This window comes from Candidatus Brevundimonas phytovorans, assembly GCA_029203145.1.
GTDB lineage: Bacteria > Pseudomonadota > Alphaproteobacteria > Caulobacterales > Caulobacteraceae > Brevundimonas > Brevundimonas phytovorans.
Genome location: CP119309.1, coordinates 1,235,930 through 1,261,084, shown reverse-complemented (window position 1 = coordinate 1,261,084; position 25,155 = coordinate 1,235,930). Strand labels below are relative to the sequence as shown.

The following is a 25,155-nucleotide window of genomic DNA, read 5'->3' as shown; positions in this document are numbered from 1 at the left end:
TCAGTCAGGACCATCGGTCACGACCGTCACCGCTTGGTTAACGCCCCGGCAGAATCTGCCGCCAAACCCCAACCTGCCTCAGGCCGCACACTGAAATTCCACAGGATTTTCGACGGCACGAACTTCGCATGGTGAATCACGAACGCCTCAACAGGACGTCTGTCGTATGCAGAAGTTGCTCACCGCCCTCATCGCCTCCGCTTCCGCCGCCCTGATTCTGGCGGCGGCGCCGAATGCGGCCGAGGCCCAGTCGCGCATCAAGGACATCGTCTCCATCGAGGGCGTCCGCACCAACCAACTGGTCGGCTACGGCCTGGTGGTCGGCCTCAACGGCACCGGCGATTCCTTGCGCAACTCGCCCTTCACCCGCCAGTCGCTGGAAGGGATGATGGAGCGCCAGGGCGTCAATATCCGCGGCGCCAACCTGAACACCAAGAATGTCGCGGCGGTCATGATCACCGCCGACCTGCCGCCCTTCGCCACGCCGGGCTCGCGCCTGGACGTCGCCGTCTCGGCCATGGGCGACGCCAAGAGCCTGCTGGGCGGCACCCTGCTGGTCACGGCCCTGCAAGGCGCCGACGGCGAGATCTACGCGGTGGCGCAAGGTTCGGTTCAGACCGGCGCCGTCTCGGCCTCGGGCGGCTCGGGTTCTTCGGTCACGCGCGGCGTGCCGACGGCGGGCCGCATCGCCTCGGGCGGCGTGGTCGAGCGCGAGACCGGCTTCGATCTGTCGGCCATGCCCATCGTGCGCCTGACCCTGCGCAACCCTGACTTCACCACGGCCCAACGCGTCGCCGCCGCCATCAACCAGTCCTATCCCGAGAGCGCCTTCGCCGAGAACGGCACGGTCGTCGCCATCCGCGCGCCCCAGACCATGGGCATGGCCGGCTTCGTCAGCCGCGTCGAGAACCTGCCGGTCCGGGTCGATACCCCCGCCAAGGTCATCATCGACGAGGTCAACGGCGTCATCGTCATGGGCGACGCTGTGCGCATCTCCACCGTGGCCATCGCCCAGGGCAACCTGACCGTCTCGGTTCAGGAGAACCCAATGGTCAGCCAGCCCGAGCCCTTCAGCCGCGGGGGCCAGACAGTCGTCGTGCCGCAATCCAATGTCTCGGTCGAAGAAGAGACCGGCCGCCAGATGCGGATCGTCAACGGCGGGACCTCGCTCTCGACCCTGGTCAACGGTCTGAACGCCCTGGGCGTCAGCCCGCGCGACATGATCAGCATCCTGCAGGCCATCAAGGCCGCGGGCGCCCTGCAAGCCGACATCGAGGTGATGTAATGGACGCCCTGCCCGTCGCCACAGGCTTCCTCGCCAACCCGACCGCCCCGCGCGGCCAGTCGCCCGAACAGATGCGCGAAACCGCCCAGGCCTTCGAGGCCAGCTTCCTGTCGCAGATGCTCAAGCCCATGTTCGAGGGCCTGGAGACCGACGGCCAGTTCGGCGGCGGCGAGGCTGAATCGACCTGGCGCAGCTTCCTGATCGACGCCATGGCCAAGCAGGCCGTCAAGACCGGCGGCATCGGCCTGTCCGACACAGTCATGTCAGAAATGCTCAAGATGCAGGAACAGCCCGCGTGACCGCCGACGTCGAAACCTCCACCCTGCGCGCCCGCCAGCTGACCAATCTGACCCAGGCCCTGACCGAGCGCCTCGCCGCCGAAAGCGCCGCCTTTCGCGCTCATCGCGCCCAGGATGTCGCCGCAGGCATGGCCGAGACCCAGGAACTGGCCAACCTCTATCGCCGTGAATCGGCTCAGGCCAAGGCCGCTCCGGCCTTCCTGACGGTCATTCCTGCCGAGGTTCGCGACGCCCTGATCGCCGCGACCCAGGATTTCGAGGCCGTTCTGGCGGACCACGCCTCAACGGTCGACGCCGCGCGACAGGTGTCTGAAGGGCTGGTCCGCACCATCGCCGCCGAGGTCGCGGGCGCCCGTGCTCAAGGCGTCGGCTACGGCGCTTCTGGCCGCGCGACCGAGGGCGATGGACGGGCTGTGGCCCTGAATCGAAAAGCCTGATCCGAGCGCGCCAAATCCGCGTTTTCTTAACCGCAGGCGCCGCATGATTGGGGCATGAGCCTCAAATCCCGCCTCCTTGGTCTGGCCTTCGCCGCCGCCGACGCCTTGATCGAGGTGGACGACAAGGCTCAGATCACCTTCGCTCTGGGCGCCGGGCCGGTGGCGGGACAGACGTCCGCCAGCTGGATCGGACGCCCGCTCATCGCCCTGCTGGCTTCGTCCAGCCGCCCCGCCGTCATGGAAGCCTTGCAGACCCTGATCGCCGGCGGCCGCAGCGAGCCCCTGGCGGTTCTTGCCGACTGTGGCGACGGCCGGGTGCGCCGCGCCGTCTTCCGCGCCTTCGTCCTGCCGGAACTCGCGCCCGCCGTATCCTGCGCCTTGGTCTATGAAGGTCCGCCGTTCGCGCTGTCGGCTCAGGTCGCCGCTTCGGGCCTGGCGGACGCCGACGGCTTCATGGCGCTCGCCCGCGACGGCCTCAGCGGCAAGACCGAGGCCGCCCTGCAACGCCTGGCCATGGCCTTTATCGAGGTCCAGGGTCTCAGCGCCGCCAATCACGCCGCCAATGAACGCGTCGCCGCCCGCATCGGGGCCCGCCTGCAACTGGCCGCGCACGACGGGGCCAGCGCCGGCCAGTTGACGACCAATCGCTACGCCCTGATCAAGACGGCGGACGACGGCCGCGATCTCGAAGCCGAGGTGCGCGAGGCCGGCCTGGCCGAAGGCCTGACCCTGACCTCCCGCGCCAGCGAGGTCGCCGTCGGCTCCGACGCCCTGTGCGCCCTGCGCGCCATGCGCTTCGCCATCGAGGGCTGTCTCAAGGACAACAGCGCCCAGCCCGAACTCAGCTTCGCCGACTCCCTGTCGCGCACACTCAAGGACGCCGACCGCTTCCGCGGCATCGTCCGCGACAAGGAGTTCGCCCTCTTCTATCAGCCCATCGTCGATCTGAAGACGCGGGCGGTCCACCATTTCGAAGCCCTGGCCCGCTTCGGCCAGTCCGGCGGCCCCGCCTCCGCCATCCGCATGGCCGAGGAACTGGCCCTGATCGAGAGCTTCGATCTGGCCGTCGCAGAAAAGATCGTCCATCGGCTGCGTCAGCCGGGATCGGGTCTGCTCAAGATCGCCATCAACGTCTCCGGCGCCTCCCTGGCCAACGACGCCTATGTCGCGGCCCTGCTGCGGATGACGGCGTCGGAACCCGACAACCGACGCCGCCTGATCGTCGAAGTCACCGAAACCGCCGCCCTGGCCGACATCGGCGCCGCCAACCGCCGCCTCAGCGCCCTGCGCGACGCCGGGATCAAGGTCTGCATCGACGACTTCGGCGCGGGGGCCGCCGCCTTTGACTACCTGCACGGCCTCTCGGTGGATGCGATCAAGATCGATGGTTCCTTGGTGCGCGGCATCGAAGGCGACGCTCGCGCCCGCACGATGATCGGCCACCTGGTTGGGCTGTGCGGCTCCCTGAACCTGACCACCATCGCCGAGATGATCGAAACCGAGGAGGCCGCCCAGGCCCTTCAGACGCTCGGCGTCAACCACGGCCAGGGCTGGCTGTTCGGCCGCGCGGAGCCCGAGCCCGTCACGACCGGCCCCGTCGCCCAGCGCGCCCGCCGTCAGGGCGTGATTGAGGCCTGGGGCTGACCTAGTTCGACGCCCCAATCCCAAGGATTTTCAGGGATTGCGAACAACTCGCCTCCTTTCGCTCGCCCTGGTCACGGCCTGAGCCATATTAGCGACGGTCTTTGACACGTCGATCTTCCTTCCCTGTCCCGCTGGAAGAGGGCTTGAGCCTCCCAGAGCGTAGCGATCGGGACAGGCAAAAGGGTGAGGGTTCAACCTCGCGGTCGGCGTCAGCCGCTGCTCGGGCCGCCTTCTCCCATCGGAAGAAGGGCAGAAACGCCACCCCGCCCATTGCACCAATTGCACTGTTTTTTTCACCGTACCGTGCAATCCGCCCGCTCCAGCCGAACCTCCCGCTCCACCCCCACATGGTCCAGAAAGTCCCGATCATGACTGACCACCACCAGCGCCCCGTCATAGGCCGCCAGCGCCGCCTCGATGGCCGCGATGGAATCCAGATCCAGATGGTTGGTCGGCTCGTCCAGAATCAGCAGCTGTGGCGGCTTCGCCCCCGTCATCACACAGGCCAGCGCCGCCCTCAGCCGCTCGCCGCCTGACAGCGTCCCCACCGTCCGATGGGCCGCCGTATTGCGGAACAGGAACCGCGCCAGAGCCGCATGGGCCTCGTTCGGCGTCCCTTCCGGGTTCAGCCGCCGCCAGGCCTCGATCAGGGTCTCGTCCGGTTTCAGGATCGCCGCCGTCTGATCCAGCAGCGCCGCCGCCACAGGCCGTTCGATCCGCCCGGCCGTCGGCTCCAGTTCGCCCGCGATCAGCTTCAGCAGCGTGGTCTTGCCCGCCCCGTTCGGCCCGGTGATCGCCACCCGCTCCGACCCGGTCAGGCGCAGCGTCACAGGCCCGACGATCAGCCGCCCCTCGGGACTGCGCCACGCCACACCGTCCAGCCCCAGCACGGTCTTCCCCGCCGCCAGCCCCGTTGAAGGCATGGGCACGGACAGCAGCCGCGCCTGCTCGACCCGCTCGCGCGCCTCCGTCAAGCGCGCCTCGACCTCGGCGCGCCGACGCTCCGCCAGCCGCCCTTCCCGCGCCCCAGATTCCTCGGCCCGCTGCGCCTTGGCGTCGAGCATGATCTTGGGATCGGACGTCCCCGCCCGATGCGCCCGGCCCGCCTTGTCGCGCTTGGCCTTCTTCTCCAGCGCCGTCTGCGCCTCGCGCGCCGCCCGTCCGACCTCACGCTCAGCGCTGTCCAGATCGCGTTCCGCCGCAGCCCGCTCCGCCTCGCGCCGCTCGACATAGAGGTCCCAACCGCCGCCATAGACGCGCGCGCCCAGGCTCGAAAGCTCCACGATCCGATCCATCCGCCGCAGCAAACCCCGGTCGTGACTGACGGTCAGCACCCCGCCCGGCCAGCGCCCCACCACCTCGGCCACCAAAGCCCTCGCCTCGGCGTCGAGATGGTTGGTCGGCTCGTCCAGCACGATCAGGTCCGGCGCCGCCAGCATCAGGCCCGCCAGCCGCAGCCGCGTCTGCTCGCCCCCGCCCAGGCTGGCCGTGAGGCGATCCAGCGCCAGCCCGGCCAAGCCGACCTGCGACAAGGCCTCGTCCAGCCGCGCCTCCAGCGTCCAGTCCGCCTCGGCCATGTCCTCGACCGAGCCCTCGCCCGCCAGCACCCGCGCCAGCACAGCTAGAGGCTCCGCCGCGCCCAGGGTCTCCGCCACGGTCTCGCCGGGCGCAGGCTCATAGGTCTGCGCCAGCCAGCCCACCGTTCCGGCGCGCGAGACCGTCCCCTCTGCGGGTTCGGCCAGACCGGCGACAAGGCGCAGCAACGTGGTCTTGCCCACGCCGTTGCGGCCCACGACGGCCGTGCGCTCGCGCCCGAAGGCGAGGCTCAGATTATCGAAGAGGGGGTGTCCGTCAGGCGTGCGGGCCGCGACGCTGCTGAGCGTCACGAACGCGGATACGGACGGGCTGTGGCTTGGGTTGAGCGAGGACAAAGGCGAGCACCAGCAGCGGAGCGGAAAGGGCGATACCGATTTCCAAAGCGCTGATCATGATCGTCGTGCCTCCTCGTCAAATACGTTGGCTGATTGGAAAGATGGGTCCTGATCTTTCGCAGCGCAACCCCAATTCTCCTGCTGCGCTTTTGCATTGCAGCGCGGCAGGCCTATCTTCAGGCCATGACCGCGCCCGACCGAACCGTCGCCTTCCGCATCGACAAGCCCCTGCCCGACCGCGCCGAGGCCGCCGCTCGCCGCGCCGCAGCCGTCCAGCGAATCCGGGACGAGACCGGCATCGACGAGGCCCTGATCGACGCCCTGGTCGAGGGCTTTTACGCCCGTGTTCGCGACGACGACGTCATCGGCCCCATCTTCGCCGAGCGGATCGACGACTGGGGGCCGCATCTGGAACAGATGAAGCTCTTCTGGTCCTCGGTCGCCCTGGCCACCGGCGTCTATCAGGGGCGCCCCATGCCCAAGCACCTTCCCCTGCCCATCGACGCCCGCCACTTCGACCGCTGGCTGGCGATCTTCGAGGCCGCCGCCCGCGACCTCTGCCCGCCCCTCGCCGCCGACCACTTCATCGCCCGCGCCCGCCAGATCGCCCAAAGCCTGGAACTAGGCGTCGCCAACGCCAACGGCGTCCTCGTCGGCCCTGGCGAACGCTACCGCCGCCCCGAACCCGCCTGGACGCCTGAGGACTGAGCAAAAGTTCTCATATTGTTCTTGCTGTTTCGACCAAATTCATCCCCATATAGCGTCGTCTCCCCGAACCGTTTTCGGGGTCTCCCGCGTTCCCGCTTACCGTTTCCGGGCCCATGACCGAAAAGCACAACTTCATCCGCGTTCGCGGCGCCCGCGAGCACAACCTCAAGGGCGTGGACGTCGATATCCCGCGCGAGAAGCTGGTCGTGATGACCGGGCTGTCGGGGTCGGGCAAGTCCTCCCTGGCCTTCGACACCATCTATGCCGAGGGCCAGCGTCGCTACGTCGAGAGCCTGTCGGCCTATGCGCGTCAGTTCCTGGAACTCATGGGCAAGCCGGATGTGGACCTGATCGAGGGCCTGTCGCCGGCCATCTCCATCGAACAGAAGACCACGTCCAAGAACCCGCGCTCGACGGTCGGCACGGTCACTGAAATCCATGACTACATGCGCCTCCTCTGGGCGCGCGTCGGCGTCCCCTATTCGCCCGCCACCGGCCTGCCGATCGAGAGCCAGACCGTCAGCCAGATGGTCGACAAGCTGACCGCCCTGCCCGACGGCGAGCGCATCCTGCTGCTCGCCCCGGTCGTTCGTGGCCGCAAGGGCGAGTACAAGAAGGAGATGGCCGAGTGGCAGCGCAACGGCTTCCAGCGGGTCAAGATCGACGGCGAATTCTACGCCATCGAGGACGCGCCCGCGCTCGACAAGAAGTTCAAGCACGACATCGATATCGTGGTGGACCGCATTGTAACCAAAGAAGGTCTTGAACCCCGCTACGCCGACAGCATCCAGACCGCGCTGAACCTGGCCGACGGCATCGCCACCGCCGAATGGGCCAACGCGCCTGATGGCGAAGAGCCGCGCAAGATCGTCTTCTCCGAGAAGTTCGCCTGTCCGGTGTCGGGCTTCACCATCAGCGAGATCGAGCCGCGGCTGTTCTCGTTCAACAATCCCTTCGGCGCCTGCCCGACCTGCGACGGTCTTGGGGTCAAGCTGGCCTTCGACGCCGATCTGGTCATCCCGGACCGTGACAAGACCCTGCACAAGGGCGCGGTGGCCCCTTGGGCGCGCGGCCCCTCGCCGCTCTACACCCAGACCCTGCAGTCCCTGGCCCAGCACTACGGCTTCTCGATGGACAAGGCCTGGCGCGACCTGCCGGAACAGGCCCAAAAGGTCATCCTGCAAGGTTCCGGCGGCGAGAAGATCAAGTTCGTCTATGACGACAACGCCCGCAAATACGAGGTCGCCAAGGCCTTTGAAGGCGTCCTACCCAATCTGGAGCGCCGCTGGCGCGAGACCGACAGCGCCTGGGTCCGCGAGGAACTGGGCCGCTATCAGTCCGAGACGCCGTGCGAAGTCTGCGGCGGCAAGCGTCTGAAGCCCGAGGCCCTGGCGGTCAAGGTCGGCGGCGCCGATATCGCCGAGATCAGCTGGCTCTCGATTTCAAAGGCCTACCTCTGGTTCTCGACCCTGGAAGAGAACCTGACCGACAAGCAGCGTGAGATCGGTCGCCGCATCCTCAAGGAGATCACCGACCGGCTGCGCTTCCTGAACAATGTCGGCCTCGACTACCTCAGCCTGTCCCGCAGTTCCGGCACCCTGTCGGGCGGCGAGAGCCAACGCATCCGCCTGGCCTCGCAGATCGGCTCGGGCCTGACCGGCGTCCTCTATGTGCTCGACGAACCCTCCATCGGCCTGCACCAGCGCGACAACACCCGCCTGCTGGAGAGCCTGATGGGTCTGCGTGACCTCGGCAACTCGGTCCTGGTGGTCGAGCATGACGAGGAGGCGATCATGACCGCCGACTATGTCATCGACATGGGCCCGGCCGCCGGCGTCCACGGCGGCGAAATCTGCGCCCAGGGCACGCCCGCCGAGGTCATGGCCAACCCCAACTCCCTGACCGGCCAGTACCTGACCGGCGCGCGCGAGATCGAACTGCCGCTCGAGGGCCGCCGCCCGGTCGACCGCAAGCGGATGCTGAAGATCAGCGGCGCCACCGGCAACAATCTGAAGAACGTCACGGGCGAGATCCCGGTCGGCCTGTTCACCTGCGTCACCGGCGTGTCTGGCGGCGGCAAGTCCACCTTCACCATCGAGACCCTGTACAAGGCCGCCGCGCGCCGCCTGCACAACGCCTCGGACGCGCCCGCCAACTTCGACCGCATCGAGGGGCTGGAACAGTTCGACAAGGTCATCGACATCGACCAATCGCCGATCGGCCGCACCCCGCGCTCGAACCCGGCCACCTATACCGGCGCCTTTGGCCCCATCCGCGACTGGTATGCCGGTCTGCCCGAGTCCAAGGCGCGCGGCTATGGTCCCGGCCGGTTCAGCTTCAACGTCAAGGGCGGCCGCTGCGAGGCCTGTCAGGGCGACGGTCTGATCAAGATCGAGATGCACTTCCTGCCCGACGTCTATGTCACCTGCGACGTCTGCAAGGGCAAACGCTACAACCGCGAAACCCTGGAAATTGTCTTCAAGGGCAAGAGCATATCCGACGTTCTGGATATGACGGTTGAAGAGGCCGCCAGCTTCTTCAAGGCCGTCCCGCCGATCCGCGACAAGATGCTGACCCTGGCCCGCGTCGGGCTGGGCTATGTCAAGGTCGGCCAGTCCGCCACCACCCTGTCGGGCGGCGAGGCGCAGCGGGTCAAGCTGTCCAAGGAACTGTCCAAACGGGCCACGGGCAAGACCCTCTACATCCTCGACGAGCCGACGACCGGCCTGCATTTCGAGGATACGCGCAAGCTGCTGGAGGTGCTTCAGGAACTGGTCGAGGCCGGCAACACCATCGTCGTCATCGAGCACAACCTGGATGTCATCAAGGTCGCCGACTACCTGCTGGACTTCGGTCCCGAGGGCGGCGACGGCGGCGGCGAGATCGTGGCTGTCGGCACCCCGGAGCAGGTCGCGGACAACCCCGCCAGCTGGACCGGAAAATACCTCAAGGAGGTGCTGGATCGCCACGAAGAACGCCGTCAGGCGCGCGTGGCCGCCCTGCCGGAAGTTCAAAAGGCCGAGAAAAAGCCCCGCACCCGCAAGAGCGCCTGACCGGATCGGTCAGGCGCCCTCGCCGTCAGTTCAGGGGCGCGCCGCGCCCTTGAGCTGCAGATAGGCGGCCGAGAACGGCGCGTACATGATCACGATCTGGGCCGCCGACAGGACGGCCTGGACCACCAGCGACACCGCAAGCATGGGGCCCAGCGCGCTCAGCAGGCTGGGGACGCTCGCCCCCTCCATGGTGATCAGGCGCTCGTTCCCGCCGACCATCAGGCTCAGCGGCGCCGCCACGGCCGAGCCCAACAGGCCGACCAGCATGGCCAGGACCCCGGCGATGATCGCCATGCCCAGCAGAGGCCAGAACACCTTCTGACCCGTCATGGCGAAGGCAGGCTTCACCACGATCCGCCCCTCGGCGAAGGTCGCCGGCACGACCAGGCTGAGCCGAACCGACAGCCAGATCAGCAGGCCGATAATCGCCAGCGACAGCAGAACCACGACCAGCCACAGCGCCGGCAGGGCCATGGCGGCCCCCATCGCCATGCCGACGATCATGAAGCCGATGAACAACACCGCGCACATGATCAGGGACACGATCAGGCTGGCGCCCAGCACCCGCAACTCGTCCTTGCCGAGGCGCAGGTAGCCGAACTTGCGGTCTTCGGGCCGGATGACCGACCGCGTGATGGCGGTGCTGATCACGGCGCTGAACAACAGCCCCAGCGGCATGGCCCAGACAAGGATGAAGCCATAGGCCTGCGCGAGCCGTTCCATGACTTCCGGCGAAGGCTCGGTCTGGCCCTGCGCCTGCATCTCGGTGATCACAGACATGACGGTGACGAAATGCGGTCCGACCAAGAGGAACAGCAGGCCAAAGAAGACGGCATAGGCCGCAGCCCACGACAGGACGGCGGCAGGCGCGCGTCGCGTCAGGCGGAATCCCTCAAAAGCGCAGTCGGTGGCGGAAAAAGTCATACGGTCGTCCTCTATTCCCGATCAGCCTAGCGCAACCGGACCCGCCTCGTCCTGCGGCCCTTGCGCCAGAAGCGAACGACAGGCGTCGGCATAGGGCGCCATCATGACCGTGGTCAGGAATCCCTGCAGCCACGACAGGGGCACGAAGGCGACCAGCGCCCAGGGGATCAGAACGCCCCAGTTGACCGTCGGCGGCGCGCCCTGATCCAGCATGGCCGCTAAACTGAAGACATTGATCCCCGCCGCCAGGAACAACACGACGGCGAGCACGGCCAGCAGGGCCAGTTCGGTCGCCAGCACCACGACGATGACGGCCAGGCTCAACCCGAGCAGCCGCAACACCTGCCCCTTCGACACCATCCACCCCTGCACGAAGGCGAAGTCGCCCAGCGCCACGCTGGTCGGCATAATCAGGCAGGCTCGCAACAGGACGCCCCAAACGGCTACCCCCGCGGCCAGCGCCGTCAACAGACCAAGCGCCACGGCGACCATTTCGGATATGAACCACAGGCCGGCGCCGATAGCGAAGGCGACCAGACCGATCACGATGGCGGCGGCGTAGAAGGCGACGATCATGGCCAAGGCGACTACGGCGACGCGCACCTCATCCATACCCAGCCGCAAGCCCGCGAAGGGCGCGGGACGCCCCGGAAACAGCACGGCCCTGAAAATCGCCGCTGTCACCACCACCCAGATCAGCATCTGCAGGATGTTCGCCAGCCCTGACAGGGCCTGAAACTGAATCATCTGCCCGACAAAGGCGGCCGAGGGTTCTCCCGACGCCATATCCGTCAGGGCCATCGACCCAAACAGACGCAGCATCAAGGCCCCGATCAACAAGGAGGGCGCCACGGACACCATGCCCCAGACCCAGACTTGCAGAGGCCTGCGCCGCGTCAGCCGAAAGCCGGATGCCAGGGCCTCACCGATGGAAAACGCCTTGGTCATGCCGGGCTCCTCTGAAGCTGGGTCATACTCCAGAGCGAGGCTGCTTCGCCAGCCCGTCGTAATGACAGGCTGACGTGGGGCTCGCGGCCCGCTAGAAGGCCGCCATGTCGAACGCAGCCTCCTCTCCCAAACCCATTCACGTCATTGGCGGCGGCCTCGCCGGCTCCGAAGCCGCCTGGCAGATCGCCCAGGCGGGCGTGCCTGTCATCCTGCATGAAATGCGCGGCGTTCCCGGCGTGAAGACCGACGCCCACCATACCGACGGTCTGGCGGAGCTGGTCTGCTCCAACTCCTTCCGTTCCGACGACTGGGAGCATAACGCCGTCGGCCTCCTGCATCAGGAAATGCGAGAGCTGGGCTCGATCATCATGGCGGCCGCCGGCGACCATCAGGTCCCGGCGGGCGGCGCCCTGGCCGTCGACCGCGACGGCTTCTCCCAGGCCGTGACAGCCAAGCTGGAAGCCCACCCGCTCGTCACCATCGTCCGCGAGGAAATCAACGGCCTGCCGCCCGAGGACTGGGACAACGTCATTGTCGCCACCGGCCCGCTGACCTCGCCTGCGCTTGCCGAAGCCATCCTGAAGCTGACCGGCGAGGAAAGCCTCAGCTTCTTCGACGCCATCGCCCCCATCATCCACGCTGACTCGATCGACTTCGACATCGCCTGGCGTCAGTCGCGCTATGACAAGGAAGGCCCCGGCGGCGACGCCGCCGCCTACGTCAACTGCCCGATGGACAAGGCCCAGTACGAGGCCTTCATCGACGCCCTGCTGGACGGCCCCAAGGCCGAGTTCAAGGAGTGGGAGAATGTCCCCTACTTCGACGGCTGCCTGCCCATCGAGGTCATGGCCGAGCGCGGTCGCGAGACCCTGCGTCACGGACCGATGAAGCCCGTCGGGCTGACCAATCCGCGCGATCCGAAGGTCAAGTCCTACGCCATCGTCCAGCTGCGTCAGGACAATGCGCTGGGCACGCTCTACAATATGGTCGGTTTCCAGACCAAGCTGAAGCACGGCGCTCAGGCCGAGACCTTCCGCATGATTCCCGGCCTGCAGAACGCCCAGTTCGCGCGCCTCGGCGGTCTGCACCGCAACACCTACCTGAACAGCCCGCATCTGCTGGACAAGCAGCTGCGCATGAAGTCCATGCCGCGCCTGCGCTTCGCCGGTCAGGTCACGGGGGTCGAAGGCTATGTCGAAAGCGCCGCCATGGGTCTGCTGACGGGCCGTCTGGCCGCGGCGCAAGCTCTGGGCCGCGACCTGTCGGCCCCGCCGCCGGAAACCGCCATGGGCGCCCTGGTCGAACACATCACCGGCGGCCACCTGGAGGGCTCCAAGTTCCAGCCCATGAACATCAACTACGGCCTTCTGCCTCCCCTGGAAGCGCCCAAGGTGGATGAAGCCGGCCAGAAAATCCCGCTGAAGGAACGCGGCCGCGCCAAGAAGCGCCTGATGAGCCTGCGCGGCCTGACGGCGCTGAAGGCCTGGCGCGACGCGGGCTGATCGACTTCAGCCGTCGACGTCCTTGAGCATCAACATCTGGCCGATCAGCCTCTCCTTGTCGTCCGGAAAGCCGCACTCGACATCGACGGTCCCTGGGTTGCGCCAAGTGCCGAACATCATGTCGATGATCGGCAGGCCGTAGTTGCTGGCGTGGACGCCCCGCTCGTGGTGCAGCCGATGCATCTCGGGGCGTTGCACGATAAAGCCTAGCCACTGCGGCGTGCGTAAATCGGCGTGGGCGATCAGATTGAACAGGGTCACATAGAGCAGAGCCAACCCCGCCGCCGGGGCGTGAACGCCCAGCACCACATAGGCGACAAAGGCGTTGAGCAAGCTTGCCAACAGAGCGTCGAACGGATGGACGTAGAAGGCCGTCAGCGCCTCGATCCGTGTCGGGCTATGATGCAGTTGATGGACCCAGCGCCAGAGACGGTCCGAACCATGGACCGCGCGATGATAGCCATAGGCCACAAGGCTCGAACACAGGAAGGTGGCCACACCGCCCCATCCGATACCCAGCCGATCACCGAGCCCCAGCAGCGAATGGCCGTCGATCCAGCCCTTGAACAGAAACCCTGCAGCGACGACCACGGCCAGGTTGGCGGCGTTCAGCCCGCCCGCATAGATGCGCCAACGCTTGTCGCATGACGCGCCTGAAGCGGGCGCGATGACCTCCCTCGTGAAGATGATCGAGAAGATGGCGAAGGTCGCGAAATAGACCAGCAGCATGAGCGTCCCTGGCCCGCGACATGACAGCGGTATATTGAGGCCCGATAGGCGGCGCGAACAAGCGGTAAACGTCTCGCTCTCTACTTACGCACGCTGGCGGGCGTCCTCCAACCTCAGCGCAGCTTGGGCAGGCCTGGCCGGAACGCCAAAGTCATTACGCCAAGAACCACGACGCCGAAGCCCATCAGGACCCAGGCCCCCGTCAGGTCGGCCATGTGGTCGCGCAGCAGGCCGGCGGCCAGGGGCGACAGGCTGGCGATGATGTAGCCGCCGCCCTGAACGAAGGCGAGAAGGTCCCCGGACCGGGCGGGATCGTCGATCTGATCCATGGCCAGGATCAGCGTCAGGGGGAAGATGGCGCCGATGCCAAGTCCCATGACTACAACGACCGGAACCGCCAGAGCGACCGGCGCGACCACCAGCCCGGCCAAACCCATCAGGGCAAGGACCAGAGCCGTCAGGATGGGCCCGCGTCGGTCGGGAAAGCGCCCAATCAACACCGAGACCAGAACCCCGGCCATGACCTCGGCCCCGGTCATGCCGCTGAGCAGATAGCCCGCCGTCGCCCTCGCCTGCCCGAGATCCACGTAGAAGGGCGGCAGCCAGGCCAGGACCAGGGTATAGGCCGAGGTGCCCAGCCCCATGATGACGATCAGGCGCCACGCCCGGCCCTGACGCCAGAAGGGCGTCTCGGGATGGACCACCTCAATCACGGCGTCTCGATCTGGCTCTTCCGCCGCCTGATCGCGCGCGGCCAGCAGCCAGACGACCGCCGCGATAAAGGCGGGCGCCGACCACAGCGCCAGCGTCCAGGCCCAGCCGACCGCCTCGGCCAGGCCGGCCGCGCTCGCCGCCGCCACCGCCGCCCCGCCCATGATGCCCGTGGTGTAAATAGCCATCACCGTGCCGAACCGCGTCGGAAAGGCCCGCTTGATGACGACTGGCGCCAAGGCCTGGATCAAGGCCACGCCAACGCCGACGACCGCCGCGCTGGCGATCAGTCCGGCTGTCTCCCTGAACAAGGCCCGCGCCAGGCAGGCCCCGCCGATCAGCAGCGCGCCCAGCAGAATGCCGCGCCGCTCGCCCAACCGACACCGCAAGGGCCGGATGGACAGGGCGCCGAGGCCGATCATCAGCACCGGGAGCGTGGTCAACAGGCTGGCGGCGGTGGAATCCATCCCCGTCGCGTCTTCGATGAGGTCCAGCAGCGGCCCGACCGCCGCCATCGCCGGCCGCAGGTTCAGCGCCAGGGCGAAGATGGCCGCCAGCAGCAGCAAGGACGCGCCGCGCGCCGGCTCGGCTTCGGACCGTGCGGTCATCGGACAGGACTCCACTTGAAAATCGCGCTAGTCTCTCGACCTCAAGTATCTCGATGTCAAGATAACCCATGCCCGATAGAGCCTCTCGCGCCGCCGCCCAATGGGCCGTCCAGCGCCCCGACATGGACATGCTGCCGATGGAGGCGCTGGGCCGTCTGCATGAGGCCTCCATCCTGGTCGCGCGCGAGCGCCAGGCCCCCCTCTACGCCCGCTACGGCCTGCACCAGGGCGAGTTCGACGCACTGGCGACCCTGCGCCGCTCGGGCGCGCCCGAGGGCCTGACGCCGACCGCCCTGTTCGAGGCGGCGATGATGTCGTCCGGCGGCATGACGGCCCGCATCGACCGGCTGGAAAAGGCCGGGCTGGTTGAACGCCGCCCTCACCCGACCGACCGACGCGCCACCCTGGTCCGTCTGACGGACAAGGGCCTCGACCTGATCGAAACCATCATGCCGGAACACGAAGAAGCGGCGCGAGACATCCTCGCGCCGCTCTCGCCTGACGAGCAGAAGACCTTGAACACCCTGCTGGCCAGGCTGATCGGCGGACTCTGCGACTGAGGTCAGCCGCCCGTGATCGCCTTGAACGCCACATAGACAGCGACGATCAGGATCAGGCCGGCGAACAACTGACGCCCCAGGGCTGCGTTCGCGCCCAGCCGCCTGGACAGCGGCAAGCCCGCCATCGTGCCCGCCGCGCCGCCGACCGCCATGGCCGCGACCACGCCCCAGTCGACCAGGCCGGACAGGCTGTAGTTGATTGCCGTGCTGGCGCCGAAAGCCGCGACGCTGAGCAGCGACGTCGCCTGCGCCGCCGCCAGGGTCATGCCGGTGGCCCACATCAGACCCGGCACGATCAGGAAGCCGCCGCCGATGCCGAAGAAGCCTGAGGCCACGCCGACGCCGGCGCCCGACACAGCGATGCGCGGAGCCAGGCCGCGATTCAGGCGGACTCCGGGATTACCGGCGTCCGTCTTGGGCCGCAGCATAGCCAAGCCCACCGCCGCCATAGCCACGGCGAAGACCAGCAGCAGGTGATGACCGTCGATGGCCTTCGCGACTGACGATCCAGCCCAGGCCGCCGCCGATCCCACCACGGCGAACAGAACGGCGCAGGGCCACCGCACCCGCCCGGCCTTGGCCTGACCCGCCAGGGCGGTCAAAGCGTTCAACGACACCCCCGCGGCGGAGGCCCCGATGGCCATATGCGGATCGCGCACGCCGACGACATAGAGCAGCAGCGGCACAGCCAGAACCGACCCGCCGCCGCCGAACACCGTCAGCAGCAGGGCGACGACGCCGCCGCTGAGGGCGGCCAGAAGAAGCTGGATCGGATCCATGACCTCAGACCCGCTTCATGTTCCGGTTCCACGGCATGACCGCCAGCAGGCGCGCCATGCCGCAGAAGCCCGTCGCCCCGGCCACGAACAGGCCCGCCCCGACAAAGGCGCTGAGGCCCCAGAAGGCGGGATGCGCCAGCGTACCCAAGAGGGCGCCGACCAGGATCAGACCGCCCGCCGCCATCTGCACCTGACGCATCAACTCCAGGGGCTGCTTCGTGTCGGTCTTGACCGGCAGGCCGGCCTTCTTCCAGGCGTCCAGGCCGCCGGCCAGCACATGGGCCGGGCCGTCGACGCGCGCGGCCAGCCGGTCGCAGTGCCCCGCCGTGCGGTTGCCGCTGCGGCACATGAAGATGACGTCCTTGCCCGGCGTCAGAGCCAGATGAGCGGCCTCGAACGCGGACAGGGGAGCGGCGACGGCGCCCACGATATGTTCGCGCGCATGTTCGTCGGGTTCGCGGATATCGACCAGCACGGCGGTCCGCGCCTTCAGGCGAGCGGCGACTTCAGCGGGCGACAGGGAGACAAGCGGATTCATGGTCATAGTCCTTAGGATTGGGGGGACCTCAGGCCGAAGCCGGAGGACAGAAGATTTCGGCCAGAACGCCGATCACCTGCAGGGCGGCGGGATCGGCGATGCGATAGAAGACGGCGGTGCCGCTCTTTCTCGCGCTGACCAGCCCGTCGTCGCGCAGGCGCGCCAGATGCTGGGACAGGGCTGATTGCGACAGGCCGACCAGCGGCAACAGGTCCGCGACCTGCCGCTCGCCGTCGCCGATCTGGCACAGGATCATCAGGCGGTTCTCGTTCGACAGGGATTTCAGCAACCGGGCGGCGTCGCCCGCATTGGCTTGAAAGCGCTCCAGTCCGATGGCGTTCAGGTCGATCATGCAGCCAATATATGAGCACTTGTTAAATTAGCAACTACTAATATATTGGTCGCAGCCAAGGAGGCAGACATCGTGACCCCAATCCCCACTGACAGGCCTGACGTCGTCGGCTTTTTCGACGCCGCGACCCACACCGTGACCTATCTGGTGTCGGACCCGGCCACAGGCGCCGCCGCCATCATCGACCCTGTGCTGGACTACGATCCGGCGGCGGCGCGCACCTCGACCGGTTCGATCGAGCGGGTGCTGGAGGCTGTCCGTGACCGAGGCCTGAAGCTGGAACGGGTGCTGGAAACCCACGCCCACGCCGACCATCTGACCGGCGCCGACGAAATCCGTAACCGAACCGGCGCGCCCGTCGGCATCGGCGAAAAGATCACCCGCGTGCAGAAAACCTTTGGCGACCTGTTCGAGGCCGCCGACGTGACGCCTGACGCCTTGGTCTTCGACGAGACCTACGCCGACGGCGCCCGCTTCGCCCTGGGCTCGCTTTCAGTTGAAGTGATGCACACGCCCGGCCACACGCCGGCCTGCGTCAGCTATCGCATCGGCGACGCCGTTTTTGTTGGCGACACCCTGTTCATGCCCGACTACGGCACGGCCCGCTGCGACTTCCCCGGCGGCGACGCCAGGACCCTCTATCGCTCGATCCAGAAGATCCTGGCCCTGCCCGACGCCACGCGCGTCTTCGTCGGTCACGATTACCTGCCGGAGGGCCGCACTGACTTCCGATGGGAAACCAGCGTGGGCGAGGAGAAGGCCAATATCCACCTGGCGGGACGCACCGAGGACGACTACGTCGCCATGCGCGAGGCCCGCGACGCCACCCTGCCCCCGCCGCAACTGATCCTGCCGGCGTTGCAGGTCAACATTCGCGCGGGCGCCCTGCCCCCGGCCGAGGCGTCAGGAAAGCGCTTCCTGAAGCTGCCGCTGAACGCGATCTAGATCTGGCCGCGCAGCACGGCCCAGAACAGACGCAACCGCTTCAGCGGCTCTGGCTCGTCTGCACGGATCAGCGTCGCATGGGCGACGGCGGGAAAGCCCGCGGTCGGCAAGCGTTTGAGCGCGGCGTTGGCGGCGGCGGCCTGAGTCTTCGCTTCCTCTCCACGCCCCGTCTGCGACAGGGCCCACAGACGACCGGCCTCAATGACGGCGGCGTCGTGTCCCTCGCCCGCCAGAATCCGCGCTGCGGCCTGCATGGGGCCAACGTAAAAGGCGTCCAGGTCGTGCGGCTCGCCATGCACTCGGCCGATGTGGGCCTCGATCAGGGCGTCAAAGGGCGCGCGGTCCAGCCCATGACGGGCGACGGCGGCGGTCAGGGCCTCCAGCACGGGATGGCCGACGCGCGGGGTATTGGCGAAGACGCCGTCCAACTGTTCGGCCCACCATGTGTAGCGCATCTCCGCCAGCATGGGCTGGGTGACGCGGGTGGGAATGGACAGCAACTCCGCCTCAAGGGCGTAGAGGGCGATCAGGTCCGCGCGCGCCTGAACATCGGCCACGAACCGGCTGGACATCCATCGGTCGGGGTCGGCGGCGCGGACCTGGGCATCGAGATCAACAGAGGTAGTCATCCCGCAAGGCCATCGGCCATTGCGGGATGCGGTGCAAGCCTCAGCCGAACAGGGTCTGATACATGGCCATCGAGGTCAGCATCGGCAGCGACAGCAACAGGTTGGTGCGGCTGCCCAGCATGGCGATGCGCGCGGCCTTGGCCTTCCGCTCGTCATCCACGGCGACGATGCCCAGCGCCCGCTTCTGATTCGGCCAGATCACGCCCCAGACGTTCAGGAACATGACGATGGCCAGCCAGACGCCGATGCCCATCAAGGTGAACTGCTGGTCGCCGGCGTTCAGACCGCCGGCCAGACCGAAGCTGAGCACTTCCATCGCATAGGCGTGGCCGCGCGTGAACATGACGGCCAGACCGGCCAGCACCGTCACCAGCGCCGACCATCGGAACCAGAACAGGGCCTCGGGCGCGATGTGCTTGCTGACGGCGGGTTTCAGCTCGGCCGGGATCGCGGGCATGACCCGGATCTGCACGAAGTTGAAGTAATACAACAGGCCGATCCACAGGATGCCGGCGACGACGTGGACCCAGCGGAAGGCCGCCTGGGCGAAGCCGAGATCGAAACCGCCCGGCGCGATGCGGCCGAAGGCGAAGATCATGACGCCTGCCAGCACGATGCTGAGCAGGAAAGTCGTTCTGAAGTTTGAAAGCAGTTTGGCCATGCGCCCCTCCCCGGGTCGGAATCAGGAAGCGTGACCTTACTCCTCCCTCCCCGCCGGGGGGAAGGAGGAGCATTTACAGGTGAACCTGTCCCTTAGGGGCGGCTGGCCATGCCGAACTTGACCGGCTTGGCGTCTTCATCGATGGAGCCGCCGCGCTTGACGCCCCAAAGCAGGATGATCGGCGCGCCGACATAGATCGACGAATAGGTGCCGATGACGATGCCGATCATCAGAACGATGGAGAAGCCGAACAGGGCCTCGCCGCCGTAAAGAGCCAGAACTGCCAGAACGCCCACGGCGGTGACGCCGGTGATGATGGTGCGCGACAGGGTCTCGTTCAGCGACAGGTCGATGACCTCGCGCAGGGGCATGGTCTTGTACTTGCGCAGGTTCTCGCGAAGACGGTCAAAGACCACGACGGTATCGTTCATCGAATAGCCGATGACGGTCAGAATGGCCGCCACGGTGTTGAGGCTGAACTCGAACCGGAACAGGGCGATCAGGCCGAAGGTCAGGATCATGTCGTGCACCAGACCCGCCACGGCGCCCAGGCCGAACTGCGGCTCGAACCGGAACCAGATGTAGACGAACATCAAAGCAATGGCCGCGGCGAGGGCCAGCAGGCCGCTGGTGAACAACTCGCCAGAGACCTTGGAGCCCACGACGCTGACGCCGGAGTATTTGACCTCGCCGACGGCGTCGTCGATCGCCTTCTCGACCCGGGCGACGACGGCGCTTTGACCCTCGTCTTCAGGAATCTGGAAGCGAACGATGGCGCTGGCGGCGCTGTCGATGCCCTGAACCTGGACATCGCCCAGACCCAATTCACTGACGGCGCTGCGCACCTGATCCAGTTCCAGCACCTGGCCGGCCGGCTTGGACACTTCCATCGAGGCGCCGCCCCGGAAGTCGATGCCCATGTTCAGGCCGGGATAGAAGCAGCCGACGATCGACGCGATGCACAGGATTACTGAGATCACGCCGGCAGCGGGCGCGTATTTGACGAACCGGAAGTTCGTCTTCTGCGGAAGCAGTTTGATGAGGGGCCATCCACGCATCGCCATCACTCCGCGATCGGCAGTTTTTTGGGTTTGGCGATTTTCAGCCAGTACCCGAGCAGGACCTGGGCGACCATCACCGAGGAGAACATGGAGGTGAACACGCCGATGGTCAGCGTCCAGGCGAAGCCGCGAACCGGCCCCGCGCCGAACATGAACATGATCAGCGCCGCCACCAGGGTCGTCAGGTTGGCGTCAACGATCGTGCCCATGGCCTTGTTGAAGCCGGCGTCCATCGAGGCGATGACCGACCGACCGGCCCGCGCTTCGTCACGCATCCGCTCATAGATCAGCACGTTGGCGTCCACGGCCACGGCGAAGGTCAGCACCAGACCGGCGATGCCGGGCAGGGTCAGGGTCGCGCCGAACAGGGACATGGCGGCGATGATCAGGATGCCGTTCAGCATTAGACCCAGCACAGACACGCCGCCGAACAGCAGGCCATAGGCCCCGATCATGAAGACGCAGATCAGGATGAAGCCGATGATGGTCGAAACCATGCCGGCCTGAACCGCGTCGGCGCCCAGCTCGGCGGTGACGACGCGGCGTTCCTCGACCTTCAGCGGCGCAGGCAGGGCGCCGCCGTTCAGCAGATTGACCAGTTCCGCAGCCGACTCGATCGAGAAGTTGCCGGTGATCTGGCCCGTGCCGCCGGTGATGGCGCCCTGGATCGTCGGGGCCGAGATGACCTTGCCGTCCAGGATGATGGCGAAGGGTTTGCCGATGTTCTGAGCGGTGGCCTCGCCGAAACGACGCGCGCCCTGACCGTCAAAGCGGAAGTCGATGGCCGGGCGGCCGTTTTGATCCGAACCGACGCCGGCGCGGGTCAGGTTTTCACCCGAGACCAGAATGCGCTTCTTCACCAGATAGGGCGTGTTCTGATCGTCGGTCAGCAGTTCAGCGTCCGGCGGCACGCGGCCGGCCATGGCGTCCTGCAAGCCGGTGCTCGAGGTGTCCACCATCTGGAAGGTCAGTTGGGCGGTGCGACCGACCAGACGTTCCAGTTCCGCCGGATCGCTCTGCCCCGGCGCCTGGACGACGATACGGTCGGCGCCCTGACGGGTGATGGCGATTTCCTTGGTGCCCGAACTGTCCAGACGACGGCGCACGACCTCGATGGACTGATCCACCGCCGTCGCACCCATGCTGTTCAGCGTGGCGTCGGTATAGGCGAAGCGAATGCGGTTGCCGCTCAGACGCGTGGCCGTGCGATCCGGCTGGCCGTTGGCCGCCGCGCCGGTCTGCGCCAGCTTGCGAAGCTCGGTCAGCGCCGTGTCGAACTGGGCCGGATCGGCGATGGTGACGACCACCCCGCCCGTCTCGCGCTGCATGGCGCCGATGTTGACCTGTTGCTCGCGCAGGGCGACCCGCACGTCTTCCATCAGGTTGGTGACGCGCTTGGCGCGCATCTCCGGCACATCGACCTCGAGCAGGAGGTAGGAGCCCCCTTGCAGGTCAAGACCCAGGTTCAGGCCGTTCTTGGGCAGCCAGCCGGGCAGCGCGTCGCGCTGCGCCTGACTGAGCACGCTCGGGAAGGCCAGCAGCAGCCCGAAAACGAGCGACAGCACGACCAGGGTGACTTTCCAGCGCGCTAGCTGAATCATGTCATTGCTCTATTTCGGGCGGGCGTCAGCGGCGAAAGAGCCGCTCAGCCCTTGTCGTTGGCGGCGATGGCGGTGCGGTTGCGCACTTCGGCGATCATCGCCTTGACCACGCGGACGTTCACGCCCTGCGAGATCTCGACCATGGCCTCGGCGTCCTCGACGCGCGTCACCTTGCCGACCATGCCGTTCGACAGGACGACTTCGTCGCCGCGCTTGACGCCGGCGATCAGGGCCTGATGAGCCTTCATCCGCTTTTGCTGCGGGCGGATCATCAGGAAGTAGAACAGGATGAAGATCGCGACGATCGGCGCGATCTGCACCACGATGGCCATCAGGCCGCCTTCGGAACCAGTAGGCATGGAAACTCCCCGAACCGGGCCAACCTCGAAACGGGGGCCCCATTAAAACAAGGCGCGGAACCTAGGGCGCGCCGTGCCGATTTGCAACGCGGCCTGACGTCTCCTGCGTGCAGCCGATGGCGCCCGGACAGGCCGGGCCGCCATTTCGTCAGCGCGGAAGGACGCCCAACGGATCGACCGCAACCGGGTCATCACCCCGCATCTGGCGCGTCTCGAAGTGGATCGAAGGACGACCATCGCCTGCGGTCAGGCCGACCGTGCCGATCGCCTGACCCGCGCGGACCTCGGCGCCGTCGCGCACCGTGGCCGAGCCCAGATGACCGTAGACCGTGCGCCAGCCGTCCTTGTGGACGATCAGCACCGTCAGGCCCTGCCCCACCAGATCGTCGCCGACATAGGCCACGCGTCCGGCGGCGGCGGCCTTGACCTCGGCGCCGGCGGCCGCGCCGATGTTGATCCCGTTGTTGCGCTCGCCCATGCCGACCGGGCCGAAGCGGCGCAGGATGTCGCCCCGCACCGGCCATTGCATCGCCAGAGCCTGGCCCACGGCCGCCCCTTGAAGCGGCGAGGCCGGCGTCGAGGAGGTGATGGCGGGCGCACGCGGCGGCGGCAGGGCGGCGTTGCCGCTGGGCGGCGGAGGCGGCGGCGGAACCACGCCATTGTTCGGCGTCCGAACGCCGACCGGCGACGGTCCGGTGGCATAGGGGTCCGAGCCCGTGTCCACGGCGCTGTCCGGCAGAATGATGCGCTGACCCTGGCTGATGGCGCCGCGCGGACCCAGGTTGTTCAGGTCGATCAGCGTCTGGACCGGGGTCTGGAAGCGACGCCCGACGCCCGAAATCGTGTCGCCGGACTGGATCACATAGGCGACGCCCGGAATGACCGGGCCGCTGGTCGGACGCGGCGGCGCAGGGTTCGCGGGCGACGTCGGCGCGCTGGTCGAGGGATAGGCCGGTCCGCCAGCGGGCGGCAGTCCGCCGCCCTCGATGCTGCCCGACGGCGCGCGCGGCCCCTGCTCTTCGTATGGGCGCGCGGGCGGCGGCGTCTGAGGCTGGACCGGCTGGGCGTAGTAGGGATTGCTGTTTGGAGCGGCGCCCGGCTGCTGAGCCGGATAGGCGCCCTGCCCGCCGACCGGCATGGGCCGGGTCGAATAGCGCGGCTCATCTGGATAGGTCGAACACGCCGTGACCACCAGCGCCCCGCCGACGATGACCGTCGCCCTGATCCAGCCGTTGAAGCCGCCCATGCGCCCCTCCTTCTTAACCTTAAATACGTTCGCTCCCGGTGTGCCCCGGAAGCGCCGCCAAGCCAACCCGCCAAACAGCGCCAAAGTGGGGCGGAAAGGTTAACCGCGCGCCGAAACGCGAGCCCCTACCCCTCCTTCGCCGTCCCTTCGACCAGGGGCACAAACCGCACTTCACACAGGCTTTCGCGACGGAAGCTGCCGTCGTCCTGGCCAGTATAGCGGTTCAGCATCTGCACCGAACCACGCCCCACCGGCGCGACCAGAACTCCGCCGGGCTTCAACTGTTTCAGCAGCTCGGTCGGCTCGTGCGGCGAGGCCGCGGTGACCATGATGCGGTCAAAGGGCGCCTGCTCCAGCCAGCCCTGTCCGCCGTCTCCGTGGCGGGTGAAGACGTTGTCGACGCCGAGCAGCTTCAGCTTGGCCTCGGCCTCGGTCAGCAGGCTCTTGTAGCGTTCCACCGAATAGACAAAACGCGCCAGGCGGCTGAGCACCGCGCACTGATAGCCGCTGCCGGTGCCGATCTCGAGCACGCGGTGGCGCGGACCGACCTCCAGCGCCTGGGTCATCAGGCCGACGATATAGGGCTGGCTGATCGTCTGGGCGCAGTCGATCGGCAGGGCCTGATCTTCCCAGGCCTGATCCAGAAACTTCTCGTGGACGAACAGCGACCGGTCGACGGATTCCATCGCCTTCAGCACCCGCGCATCCGTCACCCCCTGCCGCCGCAGCGACAGGATCAACCGGCCCGCACGATCGTCCGAGAGGCTCATCCGGCGGGTCCTTTGGGGGGCGCGCCGCCCAGCACTTTTTTCAGGTCATTGACGCTGCGCATATGCGTCAGGTCGATATGCAGCGGCGTGACCGAGATCCGGCCCTCGTCCATGGCCCGCAGGTCGGTGCCCTCCGCGTGCTCCTGCGGGGCGCCGCGGAAAGCCATCCAGTAGTAGTCGCGACCGCGCAGGTCCGTGCGGCGGATGGCGTGCATCTCGCCGATGTCGCGGAAACCCTGCTTCGTCACCTCGACCGCCTTGACCAGCTCCGGCGGCAGCTTGGGGAAGTTGACGTTCATGACCACGCCGTCCTCCCATTTCTGCTCCAGCAGCCGCGCGATAATGCCGGGAGCGAAGGCTTCGGCCGTCTCCCAGTGGGCCACCACGTCGTCGTGGAAGCGTTCCAGCGACTGCGACAGGGCGATGGATCGGATGCCGAAGGCCATGCCCTGCAACGCGCCGGCCACCGTGCCGGAATAGCTGACGTCCTCGCCGACGTTGTGGCCGCGATTGACGCCCGACAGCACCAGATCGGGCTTCGCGGGCATCAGGTCGTTGACCGCCAGGATGACGCAGTCGGTCGGCGTGCCGGTCACGGCGAAACGCTTGTCGCCCAGCTGGTTGACGCGAAGGGGCTCGGTCAGGGTGATCCCGCGCCCCTTGGCCGACTGCTCGGTCTGGGGCGCGACGACCCAGACGTCGTCCGACAGGGTGCGAGCGATCCTCTCGAGACATTCAAGGCCTTCCGCCTCGATGCCGTCGTCATTGGTGAGGAGAATTCTCATTCAGCAAACTCGTATTCCTTCGCCCCTTGGGGGAGAAGGTGGGCGCCAGCGGCGCTCGGATGAGGGGTAGGCTTAAACAGTTTGAGCGTC

25 protein-coding genes are annotated in these 25,155 nt (G+C 67.2%); 9 read left to right on the top strand and 16 right to left on the bottom strand.

Annotated elements, in window-relative coordinates; all coding sequences use genetic code 11:
- Positions 1-166: 166 nt before the first annotated feature.
- Genes P0Y52_05990 through P0Y52_05975 form a run of 4 tightly spaced genes read left to right on the top strand, consistent with a single transcriptional unit; the run spans position 167 to position 3,665 of the window.
- Entirely contained in the window at positions 167-1,285 is a 1,119-nt protein-coding gene (locus P0Y52_05990) for a flagellar basal body P-ring protein FlgI (GenBank protein WEK59094.1), read from the top strand.
- Positions 1,285-1,584, top strand: coding sequence for a rod-binding protein (locus P0Y52_05985; protein WEK59093.1), 300 nt, complete (start codon positions 1,285-1,287; stop codon positions 1,582-1,584). The genes P0Y52_05990 and P0Y52_05985 overlap by 1 nt, the downstream gene beginning before the upstream one ends.
- Positions 1,581-2,021: a flagellar basal-body protein FlbY gene (locus tag P0Y52_05980; protein ID WEK59092.1), complete on the top strand. Its 441-nt coding sequence runs from the start codon at positions 1,581-1,583 to the stop codon at positions 2,019-2,021. The genes P0Y52_05985 and P0Y52_05980 overlap by 4 nt, the downstream gene beginning before the upstream one ends.
- 54 nt (positions 2,022-2,075) lie before the next feature.
- Positions 2,076-3,665, top strand: coding sequence for an EAL domain-containing protein (locus P0Y52_05975; GenBank protein WEK59091.1), 1,590 nt, complete (start codon positions 2,076-2,078; stop codon positions 3,663-3,665).
- A 293-nt stretch (positions 3,666-3,958) separates the two neighbouring features.
- Here P0Y52_05975 and P0Y52_05970 read toward each other — a convergent pair whose 3' ends face one another.
- On the bottom strand, positions 3,959-5,551 hold the full coding sequence (locus P0Y52_05970) for an ABC-F family ATP-binding cassette domain-containing protein (protein ID WEK59090.1): 1,593 nt from the start codon (positions 5,549-5,551) through the stop codon (positions 3,959-3,961).
- 228 nt (positions 5,552-5,779) lie between these two features.
- Between P0Y52_05970 and P0Y52_05965 the strand changes: the two genes are divergently transcribed.
- Positions 5,780-6,304 (top strand): group III truncated hemoglobin, encoded by a 525-nt coding sequence (locus P0Y52_05965; protein WEK59089.1) that lies wholly within the window; start codon positions 5,780-5,782, stop codon positions 6,302-6,304.
- 113 nt (positions 6,305-6,417) lie between these two features.
- Positions 6,418-9,357, top strand: coding sequence for an excinuclease ABC subunit UvrA (gene uvrA, locus P0Y52_05960; protein ID WEK59088.1), 2,940 nt, complete (start codon positions 6,418-6,420; stop codon positions 9,355-9,357).
- A gap of 30 nt (positions 9,358-9,387) precedes the next feature.
- Here the strand turns inward: uvrA and P0Y52_05955 are convergent, their stop codons facing one another.
- On the bottom strand, positions 9,388-10,281 hold the full coding sequence (locus P0Y52_05955) for a hypothetical protein (GenBank protein WEK59087.1): 894 nt from the start codon (positions 10,279-10,281) through the stop codon (positions 9,388-9,390).
- Between the two features lie 21 nt (positions 10,282-10,302).
- The gene (locus P0Y52_05950) at positions 10,303-11,229 is read right to left on the bottom strand and encodes a hypothetical protein (protein WEK59086.1); all 927 of its coding nucleotides are present in this window, start codon (positions 11,227-11,229) and stop codon (positions 10,303-10,305) included.
- Between the two features lie 104 nt (positions 11,230-11,333).
- Between P0Y52_05950 and trmFO the strand changes: the two genes are divergently transcribed.
- On the top strand, positions 11,334-12,731 hold the full coding sequence (gene trmFO, locus P0Y52_05945) for a methylenetetrahydrofolate--tRNA-(uracil(54)-C(5))-methyltransferase (FADH(2)-oxidizing) TrmFO (protein WEK59085.1): 1,398 nt from the start codon (positions 11,334-11,336) through the stop codon (positions 12,729-12,731).
- 6 nt (positions 12,732-12,737) lie between these two features.
- On the opposite strand, the gene P0Y52_05940 is transcribed toward trmFO, so the two are convergent.
- Positions 12,738-13,460, bottom strand: coding sequence for a sterol desaturase family protein (locus P0Y52_05940; protein ID WEK59084.1), 723 nt, complete (start codon positions 13,458-13,460; stop codon positions 12,738-12,740).
- A 113-nt stretch (positions 13,461-13,573) separates the two neighbouring features.
- Positions 13,574-14,779, bottom strand: coding sequence for an MFS transporter (locus tag P0Y52_05935; GenBank protein ID WEK59083.1), 1,206 nt, complete (start codon positions 14,777-14,779; stop codon positions 13,574-13,576).
- Between the two features lie 68 nt (positions 14,780-14,847).
- On the opposite strand from P0Y52_05935, the gene P0Y52_05930 reads away from it, so the two are divergent.
- Positions 14,848-15,339 (top strand): MarR family transcriptional regulator, encoded by a 492-nt coding sequence (locus P0Y52_05930; GenBank protein ID WEK59082.1) that lies wholly within the window; start codon positions 14,848-14,850, stop codon positions 15,337-15,339.
- Positions 15,340-15,341: 2 nt separating this feature from the next.
- Here the strand turns inward: P0Y52_05930 and P0Y52_05925 are convergent, their stop codons facing one another.
- From P0Y52_05925 to P0Y52_05915, 3 genes are read right to left on the bottom strand one after another with little or no spacing between them, the layout of a single operon-like run.
- Positions 15,342-16,118 carry a sulfite exporter TauE/SafE family protein gene (locus P0Y52_05925; protein WEK59081.1) on the bottom strand — a complete coding sequence of 259 codons (777 nt, stop codon included), beginning with the start codon at positions 16,116-16,118 and terminating at the stop codon, positions 15,342-15,344.
- Positions 16,119-16,122: 4 nt separating this feature from the next.
- Positions 16,123-16,656 (bottom strand): rhodanese family protein, encoded by a 534-nt coding sequence (locus P0Y52_05920; GenBank protein WEK59080.1) that lies wholly within the window; start codon positions 16,654-16,656, stop codon positions 16,123-16,125.
- Between the two features lie 28 nt (positions 16,657-16,684).
- Positions 16,685-17,008 carry a metalloregulator ArsR/SmtB family transcription factor gene (locus tag P0Y52_05915; protein WEK59079.1) on the bottom strand — a complete coding sequence of 108 codons (324 nt, stop codon included), beginning with the start codon at positions 17,006-17,008 and terminating at the stop codon, positions 16,685-16,687.
- A 72-nt stretch (positions 17,009-17,080) separates the two neighbouring features.
- On the opposite strand from P0Y52_05915, the gene P0Y52_05910 reads away from it, so the two are divergent.
- The gene (locus P0Y52_05910; GenBank protein ID WEK59078.1) at positions 17,081-17,953 is read left to right on the top strand and encodes an MBL fold metallo-hydrolase; all 873 of its coding nucleotides are present in this window, start codon (positions 17,081-17,083) and stop codon (positions 17,951-17,953) included.
- Here P0Y52_05910 and P0Y52_05905 read toward each other — a convergent pair.
- From P0Y52_05905 to surE, 8 genes are all read right to left on the bottom strand, one after another.
- Positions 17,950-18,582 carry a squalene/phytoene synthase family protein gene (locus P0Y52_05905; GenBank protein ID WEK59077.1) on the bottom strand — a complete coding sequence of 211 codons (633 nt, stop codon included), beginning with the start codon at positions 18,580-18,582 and terminating at the stop codon, positions 17,950-17,952. The genes P0Y52_05910 and P0Y52_05905 overlap by 4 nt on opposite strands.
- A 40-nt stretch (positions 18,583-18,622) precedes the next feature.
- Complete coding sequence (locus P0Y52_05900; protein WEK59076.1) at positions 18,623-19,243, bottom strand: hypothetical protein; 621 nt, start codon at positions 19,241-19,243, stop codon at positions 18,623-18,625.
- 92 nt (positions 19,244-19,335) lie between these two features.
- A complete protein-coding gene (secF, locus tag P0Y52_05895; protein WEK59075.1) occupies positions 19,336-20,307 on the bottom strand; it encodes a protein translocase subunit SecF in 972 nt (323 codons plus the stop codon).
- Positions 20,307-21,905 carry a protein translocase subunit SecD gene (gene secD / locus P0Y52_05890; GenBank protein WEK59074.1) on the bottom strand — a complete coding sequence of 533 codons (1,599 nt, stop codon included), beginning with the start codon at positions 21,903-21,905 and terminating at the stop codon, positions 20,307-20,309. Before secD ends, secF begins: the two co-directional genes overlap by 1 nt.
- A 44-nt stretch (positions 21,906-21,949) precedes the next feature.
- Positions 21,950-22,264: a preprotein translocase subunit YajC gene (yajC, locus tag P0Y52_05885; protein WEK59073.1), complete on the bottom strand. Its 315-nt coding sequence runs from the start codon at positions 22,262-22,264 to the stop codon at positions 21,950-21,952.
- 148 nt (positions 22,265-22,412) lie between these two features.
- Complete coding sequence (locus P0Y52_05880; protein WEK59072.1) at positions 22,413-23,510, bottom strand: M23 family metallopeptidase; 1,098 nt, start codon at positions 23,508-23,510, stop codon at positions 22,413-22,415.
- Between the two features lie 125 nt (positions 23,511-23,635).
- Complete coding sequence (locus P0Y52_05875) at positions 23,636-24,280, bottom strand: protein-L-isoaspartate(D-aspartate) O-methyltransferase (protein ID WEK59071.1); 645 nt, start codon at positions 24,278-24,280, stop codon at positions 23,636-23,638.
- Positions 24,277-25,065, bottom strand: a complete 789-nt coding sequence (gene surE / locus P0Y52_05870; protein WEK59070.1) for a 5'/3'-nucleotidase SurE — start codon at positions 25,063-25,065, stop codon at positions 24,277-24,279. The genes P0Y52_05875 and surE overlap by 4 nt, the downstream gene beginning before the upstream one ends.
- Between the last annotated feature and the right edge of the window lie 90 nt (positions 25,066-25,155).